This is a genomic window from Belnapia sp. (assembly GCF_059504005.1).
Genome location: NZ_JCACHU010000048.1, coordinates 156,292 through 169,765 on the forward strand (window position 1 = coordinate 156,292; position 13,474 = coordinate 169,765).

At 72.5% G+C, this 13,474-nt stretch carries 11 protein-coding genes; 8 read left to right on the forward strand and 3 right to left on the reverse strand.

Annotated elements, in window-relative coordinates; all coding sequences use genetic code 11:
* The first annotated feature begins 19 nt into the window (after window positions 1-19).
* The 4 genes from mnmG to AC5JJ1_RS08370 are packed head-to-tail and all read left to right on the forward strand — an operon-like array spanning window position 20 to window position 4,134.
* Window positions 20-1,891, forward strand: a complete 1,872-nt coding sequence (gene mnmG / locus AC5JJ1_RS08355; protein ID WP_495784650.1) for a tRNA uridine-5-carboxymethylaminomethyl(34) synthesis enzyme MnmG — start codon at window positions 20-22, stop codon at window positions 1,889-1,891.
* A complete protein-coding gene (gene rsmG, locus AC5JJ1_RS08360; protein ID WP_495784651.1) occupies window positions 1,888-2,505 on the forward strand; it encodes a 16S rRNA (guanine(527)-N(7))-methyltransferase RsmG in 618 nt (205 codons plus the stop codon). Before mnmG ends, rsmG begins: the two co-directional genes overlap by 4 nt.
* Complete coding sequence (locus AC5JJ1_RS08365) at window positions 2,474-3,292, forward strand: ParA family protein (protein WP_495784652.1); 819 nt, start codon at window positions 2,474-2,476, stop codon at window positions 3,290-3,292. The genes rsmG and AC5JJ1_RS08365 overlap by 32 nt, the downstream gene beginning before the upstream one ends.
* Entirely contained in the window at window positions 3,289-4,134 is an 846-nt protein-coding gene (locus AC5JJ1_RS08370) for a ParB/RepB/Spo0J family partition protein (RefSeq protein WP_495784653.1), read from the forward strand. Before AC5JJ1_RS08365 ends, AC5JJ1_RS08370 begins: the two co-directional genes overlap by 4 nt.
* On the opposite strand, the gene holA is transcribed toward AC5JJ1_RS08370, so the two are convergent.
* The 3 genes from holA to leuS are packed head-to-tail and all read right to left on the reverse strand — an operon-like array spanning window position 4,135 to window position 8,289.
* Window positions 4,135-5,154, reverse strand: coding sequence for a DNA polymerase III subunit delta (holA, locus tag AC5JJ1_RS08375; protein WP_495784654.1), 1,020 nt, complete (start codon window positions 5,152-5,154; stop codon window positions 4,135-4,137).
* The gene (lptE, locus tag AC5JJ1_RS08380) at window positions 5,154-5,705 is read right to left on the reverse strand and encodes an LPS assembly lipoprotein LptE (RefSeq protein ID WP_495784655.1); all 552 of its coding nucleotides are present in this window, start codon (window positions 5,703-5,705) and stop codon (window positions 5,154-5,156) included. The genes holA and lptE overlap by 1 nt, the downstream gene beginning before the upstream one ends.
* Window positions 5,683-8,289, reverse strand: a complete 2,607-nt coding sequence (gene leuS / locus AC5JJ1_RS08385; protein WP_495784656.1) for a leucine--tRNA ligase — start codon at window positions 8,287-8,289, stop codon at window positions 5,683-5,685. Before leuS ends, lptE begins: the two co-directional genes overlap by 23 nt.
* A gap of 135 nt (window positions 8,290-8,424) precedes the next feature.
* Here leuS and AC5JJ1_RS08390 point away from each other — a divergent pair, with 135 nt between their 5' ends.
* From AC5JJ1_RS08390 to AC5JJ1_RS08405, 4 genes are read left to right on the forward strand one after another with little or no spacing between them, the layout of a single operon-like run.
* Window positions 8,425-9,519 (forward strand): alpha/beta hydrolase, encoded by a 1,095-nt coding sequence (locus AC5JJ1_RS08390; protein ID WP_495784657.1) that lies wholly within the window; start codon window positions 8,425-8,427, stop codon window positions 9,517-9,519.
* Window positions 9,520-9,562: 43 nt separating this feature from the next.
* Entirely contained in the window at window positions 9,563-10,423 is an 861-nt protein-coding gene (locus tag AC5JJ1_RS08395) for an FAD binding domain-containing protein (RefSeq protein WP_495784658.1), read from the forward strand.
* Window positions 10,420-12,726: a xanthine dehydrogenase family protein molybdopterin-binding subunit gene (locus AC5JJ1_RS08400; protein ID WP_495784659.1), complete on the forward strand. Its 2,307-nt coding sequence runs from the start codon at window positions 10,420-10,422 to the stop codon at window positions 12,724-12,726. Before AC5JJ1_RS08395 ends, AC5JJ1_RS08400 begins: the two co-directional genes overlap by 4 nt.
* Window positions 12,723-13,220: a (2Fe-2S)-binding protein gene (locus tag AC5JJ1_RS08405; protein ID WP_495784660.1), complete on the forward strand. Its 498-nt coding sequence runs from the start codon at window positions 12,723-12,725 to the stop codon at window positions 13,218-13,220. Before AC5JJ1_RS08400 ends, AC5JJ1_RS08405 begins: the two co-directional genes overlap by 4 nt.
* Window positions 13,221-13,474 lie beyond the last annotated feature (254 nt).

Here is a 13,474-nt window from a genome sequence, read left to right on the forward strand (position 1 = left end):
AGGTGCTATACGCCCCCGCATGTTCGACATGACATGCGATGTGGTGGTGATCGGCGGCGGCCATGCCGGCTGCGAGGCCGCGGCCGCCGCCGCCCGCTGCGGCGCCCAGACCCTGCTGCTGACCCACAGGCTCGAGACCATCGGTGAGATGTCATGCAACCCGGCCATCGGCGGCATCGGGAAAGGTCACCTCGTCCGCGAGATCGATGCCCTCGACGGGCTGATGGCCCGCGCCGCCGACGCCGCCGGCATCCATTTCAAGCTGCTCAACCGCAGCAAGGGCCCCGCCGTCCGCGGCCCCCGCGCCCAGGCCGACCGCCGCCTGTACCGTGAGGCGATGCAGGCGCTCCTGCGCGCGACACCCGGCCTCGACCTGCTGGCCGAGGCTGCCGATGACCTTCTCCTCGACGCTGCCGGCCGCATCACCGGCGTGGTGACGGCCAACGGCCGCTGCATCGGTGCCGCCGCCGTCGTCATCACCACCGGCACCTTCCTGCGCGGCGAGATCCATATCGGCGAGCGCCGCATCCCCGCCGGCCGCGCCGGCGAGGCGCCGTCGCTCGGCCTTGCGGAGACCCTTCGCCGCCTCGGCCTGCCCCTGGCCCGGCTGAAGACCGGCACGCCCCCGCGCCTCGACGGACGCAGCATCGACTGGGCCGGCCTCGAAGCCCAACCTGGCGACGACCCGCCCGAGCCGCTCTCCTGGCTCACCGAGCGCATCGCCAACCGCCAGGTCGATTGTGCGATCACCGCGACCACGCCCGAGACCCATGCGCTGATCCGCGCCAACCTGCATCGCAGCGCCGTCTATGGCGGCCGCATCGCCGGGACCGGCCCACGCTACTGCCCCTCGATCGAGGACAAGGTGGTTCGCTTCGCCGAACGCCAGCGCCACCAGATCTTCCTGGAGCCCGAGGGGCTGGAGGACGACACGGTCTATCCCAACGGGATCTCGACGAGCCTGCCGGAGGATATCCAGGCCGCGCTGATCGCCTCGATCCCCGGCCTCGGGCGCGCGCGCATCCTCCGCCCTGGCTATGCCATCGAGTATGATTTTGTCGACCCTCGCTCCCTCCTGCCGACACTGGAATTGCGGGTGACGCCCGGCTTGTTTCTCGCCGGCCAGATCAACGGCACCACCGGCTATGAGGAAGCGGCAGCCCAGGGCCTGATGGCAGGGCTCAATGCGGCCTGCCGTGCCGCGGGCACCCAGCCGAACCGCGTCCTCACCCGCGGCGAAGCCTATACGGGCGTGCTGATCGACGACCTCGTGCTGCAGGGTGTGACGGAGCCCTACCGCATGCTCACGGCCCGTTCCGAGTACCGCCTTGCACTCCGGGCCGACAATGCCGGCTTGCGCCTGACCGATCGCGGCCTCGCCTGGGGCTGTGTCGGCCCCGAGCGCGCCGCGCAGCACGCCCTCTTCAAGGCGGAGGTTGCCAATGCCCTGGCCCGCGCCCGGTTGGATGGGCGGACGCCGGCGCAATATGCCGCTGCCGGCGTCGCGGTGAATCAGGATGGCCGCTGGCGCTCGGCGCTGGAGACACTGGCCCTGCCCGCGCTCTCGTCGAGCGAGACTGAGCGGGTGTTTCCTTGGCTGCTGGAGCTGCGGCCGAAGGTCAGGGCCGAGCTGGAAGCCCAGGCGCTCTACGCCCCCTATCTGGAGCGTCAATCGGCCCAGCTCCGGATCCTGGAACGGGAGGAGACGCTCTCCATTCCTGCCGCTCTCGATTTCACCCAGGTCCCTGGTCTTTCCAGCGAGATGCGCCAGCGCCTCGCGGCCTCCCGGCCGGCGACCCTCGGCGGCGCCGGCCGTGTCCCTGGTGTCACCCCCGCCGCCCTGGCAGCCCTGGCCGTCCATCTCCGTCGAGCGGAGGCGCGTTTCACGTGAAACAGTCCGACAACCCGCTGGCGGATGTTCCACGTGAAACAGAGGCCCGCCTGCGGGACTATCTTGCGCTTCTGCTCCGCTGGAATGCCCGCATCAACCTCGTCGCCAGGGCCGATGATGACACGCTTTGGACACGGCACATTCTCGACTCCGCCCAGCTTGCCCCCCTGCTTCCCGACGCGCCTGGCCCCCTCGTCGATCTCGGCTCCGGCGCCGGCTTTCCGGGCCTTGTCCTCGCCCTGCTGGGCGGCCGCGAAACCCACCTCGTCGAGTCCGACCGCCGCAAGTCTGCCTTCCTGCAGGAAGCCACCCGTACCCTTGGCCTTTCGAGCGTCACCATCCACCCGACCCGCATCGAAGCTGCCCGCCTGCCCCCGGCCGCCGTCATCACCGCTCGCGCCCTCGCCCCACTCCCCGCTCTGCTGAGCTACGCCCACCGCCTTCTCGCCTCCCGGGGCATCGCCCTGTTCCCGAAGGGCCGCACGGCCACGGAGGAATTGACGGCCGCCGCCTCCGCCTGGACTATGCGCGTCGAGCGGTTCCCAAGCCGCACCGACCCCGATTCCGCCATCCTCCGGCTCAGTGAGATCCGCCCTGTCAGCGCCCAAGCCTGACCGCGCCGCCCCGCGCGTCATCGCCTTTGCCAACCAGAAGGGTGGCGTCGGCAAGACCACCACCGCTATCAACCTCGCCACCGCCCTGGCCGCCGGAAGCCGCGTGCTGCTGGTCGATCTCGACCCGCAGGGCAACGCCTCCACCGGCCTCGGCATCGACCGCAGCGCCCGCGGCGCCGGCACCTATGCGCTGATGATCGAGGACAAGCCCCTCGCGGAGGTGCTGCGCCCCACCGCCGTCCCCAACCTGACCCTCATTCCCGCCGATGGCGACCTCGCCGGCGCGGAGGTGGAGCTTGTGGGCTTCGATGACCGGGAGCGCCGCCTCCGTCACATCCTCACCACCGCCCCCGAGCTCACCGGCGCCTTCGACTACATCTTCTTCGATTGCCCGCCCTCGCTCGGCCTGCTGACGCTGAATGCCCTGGTCGCCGCCCATGGCGTCCTCGTGCCCCTGCAGACCGAGTTCTTCGCCCTGGAAGGCGTCAGCCAGATCACCAAGACCATCGACCGGGTCCGTCGCGCGCTGAACCCTTCCCTCGCCCTCGAGGGCATCGTGCTGACCATGTATGACCGCCGCAACAACCTCTCGGAGCTGGTCGCGCAGGACGTCCGCGGCTTCTTCAAGGACAAGGTGTTCGAGACCGTGATCCCACGGAACATCCGCATCACCGAGGCGCCCTCGCACGGCCTGCCGGTCAGCCTCTACGATCCGCGCTCGCCCGGCGCCCAGGCCTATGCCGCCCTCGCCGTCGAATTCCGCCGCCGCGACGGGACGCTGCCATGAAGTCCCCCCGCCTCGGCCGCGGCCTCTCCGCGTTGCTCGGCGATGCGCCCGCCGCCGCACCCGCCATCAGCGACGCCCTCCGCACCCTGCCCATCGAGCTTCTGGAGCCGGGCCCCTTCCAGCCTCGCGGCCCCATCGAGCCCGCCGCCCTGCAGGAGCTGGCGGAGAGCATGCGCGAGCACGGCGTCCTCCAGCCCATCCTCGTCCGCGAGAAGCCGGGCCAGGCCGGCCAGTACCAGATCATCGGCGGCGAGCGCCGCTGGCGCGCAGCCCAGCTCGTGCCCCTGCATGAGGTTCCCGTCGTCATCCGTGACCTCAGCGACCGCGAGGCCATGGCCGCCGGCCTGGTCGAGAACCTGCAACGCCAGGATCTCAACGCCCTGGAGGAGGCCGACGGTTATCGCCGCCTGCTGGAGGAGTTCGGCCTCACCCAGGACAAGCTCGGCCAGGCCGTCGGCAAGAGCCGCAGCCATGTCGCCAACACGCTGCGCCTGCTCGCCCTGCCCGACCGGGTGCGGGAGCTGCTGCGCGACGGCGCCCTCACCGCCGGCCATGCCCGCGCCCTGCTGACCGCCCCCGACCCCATCGGCCTCGCCCTGCAAATTGTCGATCGTGGCCTCAATGTCCGCCAGGCCGAAGCCCTGGCCGCCGCCAAGCCGCGGGACCCGGCGGAACGCCCCGCCCGTGCGGAACCCGAAGTCGCCGCCCTGGAGCGCGAGCTGTCGGAGCGCCTTGGCCTCCGCATCAGCATCCGCAGCAGCGGTCGCGGCGGCCAGGTGACGATCGCCTACCGCGACCTCGACCAGCTCGACGGCGTCATCCGCCTTCTGCAGGGCGGCTGATCAGCGCCTTGCTGCCGCCTGCCGCGCCAGGCCGGTGATGGCATTCCGCGCGACCACCTCGCCCGGGATGCCGGTGGTCTTCGTTCGCCGCTCGGCCTCGAGCAGCGCCGTCCCTGCCGCGTCCAGCGCTTCCGGCCGCCACAGCCGCAGCGCCCGCTCGAAGGCCGGCTTGTGGCGGAAGAAGACCGGCGGCCTCAGCCCCTCCACCGCCGCCGAGGCCGCCGCCCCGCCGGCCACGGCCAGCGCGGCCAGATGCAGCCGCTGTACGTGCCGGAGCGCGGCGCGGACCACCTGCACCGCATTCGCCCCCTCGGCGAAGGCCGTGCCGAGCGCCCGGTCGGCCACCGCCACCTCCCCCGCCATGGCCGCCATCAGCGCCTCCTCGAGGTCGAGCGCGGACCCCTCGGCGATGCAGGCCAGCACGTCCTCCGGCGTCACCCGCCCGCCCGCGCCGACGAAGAGCGCCAGCTTCTCCAGCTCGCGCCGCAGCAGCATCCGGTCCTCGCCCAGCCGCTGCGCCATCCATTCAACGGCCGCCGGCTCGGCCGAGACGCCGAGGTCCCGCAGGATCTGCCCGATCGAGGCGGTAAGCTCCGCCCCCCGCTCCCGGTAGCAGGCGATCACCGCGCCCTGCGCGGCCCCCTCCACCGCCTTGTAGAGCGCGCTGCCGGTCCTGAGCTCCGGCGCCTCCAGCACGACGAGCCCCGGGCCGGGCCCCGCCAGCGCCGCCTTGGCCGCCGCCACCGGCGCCGCCCCATCGCCGATCTCCCGGACGCGGACGAGGCATCGCCCGCCTGTCAGGGGCGAGCTTGCAGCCTCCATGGCCAGCTGCCCCGGGCTCCGCAGCGCCTCCCGCCCGAGCTCTACCAGCCGCAGCGCATCGCCCTCGGTGACCTGCCGCACCAGCGCCTCCGCCCTCTCGCGGATCAGCCCCGGGTCGTCGCCATGCAGCAGCACCACCCGGCAGGCACCGGGATCGGCCAGGAAAGCCGGGACCCGCCTTGCATCGAGCTTCGCCATCAGCCCGTTGCCCGCTGCTCCCTCTGCCGGCGCAGCGCCATCGCCACCTGCCGCGTCACCTCCTCGGATAGGTCGTCCATCAGCCGCACCAGCGCCGCATCGCGCGAGGTGTCGGCCGAGAAGAATTGCAGGTCCGGGATGTTGAAAGAGTCGATGTTCCGGTACGGGATGCCCGAGGCGGCGATCCGCTGCGGCGAGGCGGCCAGGGTGTTCAGGTTCCAGCTGCCGCTGAGGGTGAAGCGGATGCGCGTCGGCGTGCCGTCCTGCCGGTAGCCCAGCACCTCCGCCCCAAGGTCGACACTGACATTCAGCAGGTAGCGCGCCGGCGTTCCCGGCACGCTCTCCTCCATCCGCCGCTGCAGGCTCCGCCGCAGCAGCTGGCCCGTCCGCTCGTAGAGCGGCCCGATGCGCACCGCGGCAAGCTCCGCCTCGAGCCCCGCCTCGCTGCCGTCCTCGGCCGTGATCGGCCCGTAGAGCGGACGAAAGCCACAGGCCGAGAGGCCCAGCAGCCCCCCGAGCAGCCCGCGCCTAGACCACGAAATTGACGACACGTCCCGCGACATGGATGCGCTTCCGGATGGGGCGGCCGGCGATGGAACGCTGCACGTTCTCCTCGGCCTCGGCCAGGGCGAAGATCATAGCCTCATCGGCCTCGGCGGGCACCTCGATCGTTGCGCGCAGCTTGCCGAGGACCTGCACGGCCAGCGTCAGCGTCTCCGCCTTCAGCAGCGCGGGGTCGGCCTCCAGCCAGGGAAGGTCGGCGACCAGCGCCTGCTCGCCCGGCCGCAGCATCGCCCAGAGCTCCTCCGCCAGATGCGGCATCATCGGCCCGGAGAGCCGCACCAGCGCCTCCAGCGCCTCGCGCCGCACCACACCCGGCACTGCCCCGGCATCGCTCACCGCATTGGCGAATTCATGGATCCGCGCCACGGCGACGTTGAAGGCAAAGCCCTCCAGCGCCTCGGTCACCGAGGCGATGGTCCGGTGCGTCGCCTGCCGCAGCTTCCGCCCCGCGCCCTCTGCCGCCTCCGGCGAGGTCCCAGGCGGCGGCAGCTCGCCGAGCGCGCCCGCCACCAGCCGGTAGAGCCGCTGCGTGAAGCGGTACGCCCCCGCCACGCCGCTCTCCGTCCACTCCATGTCCCGCTCCGGCGGGTTGTCGCTGAGGATGAACCAGCGCGCCGTATCCGCCCCGTAGCGGCCGATGATGGCCCCCGGGTCGACGGTGTTGCGCTTCGACTTCGACATCGCCTCGACGCGCCCGATGACGACCGGCGTGTTGCCGTCCTTCAGCCGTGCGGAGCGCGTGCCGTCGGCGGCCAGGCTGAACTCCACCTCCTCCGGGTAGAGCCAGCGCCCGTCGGCCGACTTGTAGCTCTCATGCGTCACCATCCCCTGGGTGAAGAGCCCGGCGAAGGGCTCCCGCACCTCGAGATGCCCGGTCTCCCGCATGCCCCGCGTGAAGAACCGGCTGTAGAGCAGGTGCAGGATCGCATGCTCGATCCCGCCGATATACTGGTCGACCGGCAGCCAGGCATCGACCGCCTCGCGCACCACCGGCTCGGCGGCCTGCGGCGAGCAGAAGCGCGCGAAGTACCAGCTGCTGTCGACGAAGGTGTCGAAGGTATCCGTCTCCCGCCGTGCAGCCTTGCCGCAGCGCGGGCAGTCGACATGCGTCCAGCTTGGGTGATGGTCCAGCGGATTGCCCGGCCGCGAGAAGTCCACGTCGTCCGGCAGCCGCACCGGCAGGTCGGATTTCCGCACCGGCACCACGCCGCAGGCCTCGCAATGGATCACCGGGATCGGGCAGCCCCAGTAGCGCTGCCGCGACACGCCCCAGTCCCTGAGGCGCCAGTTGACGACGCCCGTGCCCTGCCCGCGCTCCTCCAGCGCCTCGATCGCCCGCCGCTTCGCCGCCGGCACGTCGAGCCCGTCGAGGAAGCCCGAGTTGAAGATCGCCCCGTCGCCCGTATAGGCCGCATCCCCGAGCGCGAAGCTCGCGGCATCCGCCCCCGGCGGCAGCACCACCGGCTTGATCTCCAGCCCGTACTTCCTGGCGAATTCGAAGTCCCGCTCGTCATGCCCCGGGCAGCCGAAGATCGCGCCCGTGCCGTATTCCATCAGCACGAAATTGGCGATCCAGACGGGAAAGCTGACGCCGTCGAGGAAGGGATGCGCCACCCGGAAGCCGGTGTCGAAGCCGCGCTTCTCCGCCTGCTCGATCGCCACCTCGCTCGTCCCCATGCGCCGGCATTCGGCGACGAACTCCGCCGCCGCCGGGTCCTTCGCGGCGGCGGCCGCGGCCAGCGGATGCTCAGCGGCCACGGCCAGGAAGCTCATGCCGAACAGCGTGTCCGGCCGCGTGGTGAAGACCTCCACCTCCTCAAGGCCCGCCTGCGGCTCCGCCAGGCGGAAGCGCACCCGCGCCCCCTCGCTGCGGCCGATCCAGTTGGCCTGCATGGTCTTCACCCGGTCCGGCCAGCGCTCCAGCCCCTGCAGCGCCTCCAGCAACTCCGGCGCGAATTGCGTGATGCGGAAGAACCACTGGCTGAGCTGCTTCTTCTCCACCAGCGCCCCGCTGCGCCAGCCCCGCCCGTCGATCACCTGCTCATTGGCGAGCACGGTACCGTCCACCGGGTCCCAGTTGACCCAGGCCTGCTTCCGCTCGACCAGCCCCGCCTGCCAGAAGTCGAGAAAGAGCGCCTGCTGCTGCCCGTAATACTCGACATCGCAGGTGGCGAATTCCCGCGACCAGTCGAGCGAGAGGCCCATGCGCTTCAGCTCGGCGCGCATGTTGGCGATGTTGTCGTAGGTCCACTTGCCCGGATGGATGCCCCGCTCCCGCGCCGCATTCTCCGCCGGCAGGCCGAAGGCGTCCCAGCCCATCGGGTGCATCACCTGGTGGCCGCGCGCCCGCTTGTAGCGCGCCACCACGTCGCCGAGCGTGTAGTTGCGCACATGCCCCATATGGATCTTGCCGCTGGGATAGGGGAACATCTCGAGGACGTAGTATTTCGCCCGGTTGCCATCCGGCACGTCCGGCACGGCGAAGCATTGCCGGCGGTTCCATTCCTCCTGCCAGCGCGGCTCGGCGGCGGCGAAGTCGTAGCGGGTGTCGGGTTGCGGGGTATCGCTCATTGGGGACCAAAGGACTGAGTGGACACAGGGAATAGGCTGGCCTCCGCCATTAGGGAAGGGCATGCGGCCATCGCTGCCGTTGCTTATGCGAGACGGCAGCCTCACATAGGGGGTGCCCCTTCGCATGGACCGCTGATGCGCTTCCGCCTGCTCCTGATCCTGCTGCTCGGCCTTGCGCATCCGCTGCGCGCCCAGCCGCTCGAGGAGCAATACCGCAGCATCTTCTCCGTCGCCGCGCTCGGTGCGCCGGGGCCCTCGGTCGGCCTCGCCAGCAGCTTCACCCTGGTTTATCGCGGGCTGATGGGCCATGCGGCCTTTGCCGTGGCGCGCGAGGCCTCCGGCCGCTCCGCCTGGGGCTTCGCCGGCAGTGCCGCGCGGCCCGACCTCGCCGAGGCCGCCGCCCTCGCCAATTGCCGCCGCACCCTCGGCCCGATCGAGGCGGAATGCCGCATCCTCGCCCGCGATGCGGGCCTGGCCGACGGCCCCTCCGTGCCGCTGGTGCAGGGCAGCCTCGGCCCCTTCCGCTGGGCGCCGATGCTGCTCCGCCGCGGCCCGCAGGCGGCGCGCGGCGTCGTCATCTGGTCGCACGGCTATGGCGGCCCGGAGCGCGACAACCGCAGCGCCCCGACGCCCGGCTTCGTCTCCATCCTCAACGATGCCGGCTGGGACATCCTCCGCTTCGACCGCAACCCGGCCGAGGACGCGCTCTACACCAGCCTGCCCCGGCTGGTCGGCGGGCTGCAGGCGGTGCGCGCCGCCGGCTACCGCCACATCCTGCTCGGCGGCCAGTCCCGCGGCGGCTGGCAGGCGATCATGGCCGCGAGCGCCCGGCCGGAGTTCGTCGACGCGGTGATCGCCACCGCCCCCGCCGCCCATGGCGAGGCGAGCCGCGCCAACAGCCTCGTCTCCGGCCTCGAGGATTTCCGGCGGCTGCTTGCCGGCCTCCCGGCAGGCGGGCCACGCCTTGCCGTCGCCGTCTTCGAGGGCGACGACTTCGACCCGGACCCCGAGGCCCGTGCCAGGCTGCTCGAGGATGCATCCCGCAGCCGCCGCGCGCCCGTGCTGGCCCTCTGGCCCTCCGGCCCGCAGCCCGCCCCCATCCGCGGCCATGCCGGCGGCACCGACTGGCGCTTCACCGCCCTCTACGGCGCCTGCCTGCTGACCCTGGTGGAGGCCCCGGAGGCTGCCGCCCCCCGCGGCCTTCGCCGGACCCCCTGCGGCGGGGGCTGACGGCCCTTGCGCCTGCGGAACCGCCGCCCCTACCCTCGCCCGCATGAAATGCCCGCCCTTCGACTACCACGCGCCGTGCAGCCAGGCGGAGGCCCTGGCGCTGCTGGCCCGGCATGGGGAGGAGGGCAAGATCCTTGCCGGCGGCCAGAGCCTGGTGCCGACCATGGCCTTCCGCATGGCGCGGCCGGCGAGGCTGGTCGACATCAACCGCCTCGCGGAGCTGGACTACTGCCGCGCCGAGGGCGCACGGCTCCGCATCGGGGCGCTGGCCCGCCATGCCCGCTTCGAGCGCCCGGTGGCGCCCGGCCCGACCGGCCAGCTCCTGGCGCGGGCGGCGGAGCACATCGCCCATGCGCCGATCCGCACCCGCGGCACCTTCTGCGGCAGCCTCGCCCATGCCGACCCGGCCTCCGAATGGTGCTGCATCGCCCTCGCGCTGGGTGCCGAGATGCGGGTGCTGCGCGAGGGCGGCGAGCGGCGGGTCGCCGCCGCCGACTGGTTCCAGGCCGTCTTCACCACCGCCCTCGGCCCCGATGAGCTGCTGGCCGAGGCGAGCCTGCCCCTGCTCGGCCCCGACTGGCGCTGCGGCTTCGCCGAGTTCAACCGCCGCGCCGGGGACTTCGCCCTCGCCATGGCGGTGACCGCCCTACGCCTCGATGCCGCAGGTGCCGTCGCCGAGGCCCGCATCGCCCTCGGCGGCGTCGCCGGCACGCCGGTCCTGGCCGGGCCCGCCGCCGCCTCCCTGCTCGGCGCCCCGCCGACGCCCGACCGCCTCCGCGCCGCCGCCGCCCTCGCCGCCGAGGGCTTCGAGCCGACCGAGGATGCCCAGGTCCCCGCCGACTACCGCCGCGACCTGGTCCGCGCCATGACCCGCCGTGCCCTGGAAGGCTCGCTCGCCGCATGAACTGGACTGGCCGCCGCCTGCCCCGCACGGAGGATCCCGCCCTGCTCCGCGGCGAGGGCGCCTTCACCGCCGACCTGGCCGCCGGCACCCGCGCCGTGCGCTTCATCCGCAGCCCCTTCGCCGCCGGCCGCATCCTCTCGATCGCCGCGCCGGACCTGCCGCCCGGCGCCCTGCTCGTCACCGGCGCCGATCTCGAGGGCGTCGGCGCCATCCGGCCGGAGCTGTTCCGCTTCAACTACCGCGCCATCAGCCAGCCCGTGCTGCCGCGGGAGCGCGTGCATTTCGTCGGCCAGCCCGTCGCCGCCGTGGTCGCCGCCACGCCCGAACTCGCCGAGGACATCGCCGAGGCCGCCCTGCTCGAGATCGAGCCCGAGGACGCCCTCGTCACCATCGAGGATGCGCTGCGCCCCGGCGCCCCCACCCTGCACGCGGAGGCCCCGGGCAACGTCGTGGTGGACGGCACCATCCGCCACCCGGACTGCGAGGCCGCCTTCGCCCGCGCCGACCGGATCGTCGAATTCACCCTCCGCTCCGGCCGCCAGAACGCGACGCCGATGGAGGCCCGCGCCGGCCTCACCGCCTTCGACCGCGCGACGGGCCGCATCCGCCTCACCGCCTCCTGCCAGATGCCGCACATGCTCCGCACCGGCATCGCCACCTTGCTCGGCATGGCGGAGGCCGACCTGCAGGTCGTCGCCCCCGATGTCGGCGGCGGCTTCGGCCAGAAGATGGCCCTCTTCCCGGAATACCCGCTGCTGGTCTGGCTCGCCCGCCGCCACCGCGGCAGCTTCTGCTGGATCGAGGACCGCAACGAGAACCTGATCGCCTCCGCCCATAGCCGCGACCAGGTCCACCACCTCCGCGCCGCCTTCGCCGCCGACGGCACGCTGCTGGGGCTGGAGGCCGACATCCTCGCCAATACCGGCGCCTTCTCCTGCTACCCAACGACCTGCGGTGTGGAGCCGCTGATGGCGCTCGCCGAGTATCCCGGCCCCTACCGCCTCCCCACCTATTCGGCCCGTGCCCGGGCGGTGGCGACGCATACCTGCCCCGCTGCCCCCTATCGCGGCGTCTCCCGCCCCGTGGTCACCTTCGGGCTGGAGCGGCTGATGGACCGCGCCGCCGCCGCGCTCGGCCTCGACCCGGTGGCGCTCCGCCGCCGCAACCTCGTCACCGAATTCCCCCATGTGACGCCGACCGGCCTCACCCTCGACCAGGCCTCCTATGTCGAGGCGCTGGACCGCGCGGTGGCGGCCGCCGACATCCCGGCCTTCCGCGCCCGGCAGGAGGCCGCAAGACGCGCGGGCCGCTATCTCGGCCTCGGCCTCGCCGTCTTCAACGAGCGCACCGGCTATGGCACGCCCGCCTTCGCCGCCCGCGGCATGGGCATCGTGCCGGGCTACGAGGTGGTCGACATCGCCATGACCCCGGCCGGCGAGGTGGAGGTCCGCATCGGTGCCTCGCCCCATGGCCAGGGCCTCCGCACCGCCCTCGCCCAGGTGACGGCCGACCGCCTCGGCCTCGACCCGTCCCGCATCCGCGTCATCCATGGCGACACGGACCGCACGCCCTATGGCTGGGGGAGCTTCGCCAGCCGCGGCGCGGTCATCGCCGGCGGCGCCACCCAACTTGCCGCCGACAAGCTCGCCACCCGCCTCCGCCGTGCCGCCGCCCGCCTGCTGCAGGCCGAGCCCGACGCCGTCACCCTCCGCGACGGCGCCGCCTGGGCCGGCGAGGCCTCCATCCCCCTCACCGAGGTCGCCCGCCGCATCCACCAGCGCTCCGAGCAGCTCTCCGACCTCGACGGCTTCAACCTGGCCGAGACCGCCTCCTACGACCCGGGCGGCACCTTCTCCAATGCCTGCCACGTCGCGGAGGTGGAGGTGGATGTCGAGACCGGCCATGTCCGCGTCCACCGCTTCCTCGTCGTCGAGGATGCCGGACAGCTGCTGAACCCGCTGATCGCCGATGGCCAGGTGCATGGCGGCGTCGCCCAGGGCATCGCCAACGCCCTGCTGGAGGAGGTGCTCTACGCCCCCGACGGCAACCCGCTGACCGGCAGCCTCGCCGACTACCTCCCCCCGAGCGCCGCCGAGATCCCCCATATCGAGATCATCCACATGGAGACCGAGAGCCCGGAGACGCTGACCGGCGCCAAGGGCCTCGGCGAGGGCGGCGCCATCGGCGCCCCGGCCGCCATCGCCAACGCGATCAGCGACGCGCTCTCGCCCTTCGGCGTCGACATCGCCGAGCTGCCGGCGACGCCTGCCCGCATCCGCGCCCTGATCCGGAACGCCCGATGAGCAAGCTGCCGATCCGCCTCACCGTGAACGGCGTGCCGCATGCGGTCGCCGTCGAGCCCCGCCGGACGCTGGCCGACACGCTGCGCGAGGATTGCGGCCTGACCGGCACCCATCTCGGCTGCGAGCATGGCATCTGCGGCGCCTGCACCGTGCTGCTCGATGGCGAGGCCATCCGCGCCTGCCTGCATTTCGGCGTGCAGGCCGACGGCCGCGAGGTCCGCACCGTTGAAGGCCTCGCCGCCGCGGACGGCACCCTCAACCCCCTGCAGCAAGCCTTCTGGGAGCATCACGGCCTGCAATGCGGCTTCTGCACGCCGGGCTTCCTGATGCTGGCGACCTGGCTGCTCGAGCAGGAGGGGATGGTGGACGAGTCGCGGCTGCGCCACGTCCTGTCCTCCAACCTCTGCCGCTGCACCGGCTACCAGAACATCCTCGCCGCCGTCCGCGCCGCGGCGCAGGCGCTCGGCAAATGGGCGGAGGCGGCGCCCGCCTGACGCGGCGGGGCGCCCGGAGCAAGCTCCCATCGGACGGAAACAGCCGGCCGGAATTCACCCGATCGAAGAACAAGCCGGAGCGGCTTCCGTGAGCCGGTGCGGACGGGAACCGCGCTGGAGCAACTCCGATCAGGTGGAATCACCTGATCGGCGGTATGTGCTCGATCAAACGACAAGCCGGAGCGGGTTCCGTGAACCGACGCGAACGGAAACCGCTCTAGCAGCCTGTCGGGTTTGGGTTTGCTGGCGACGGG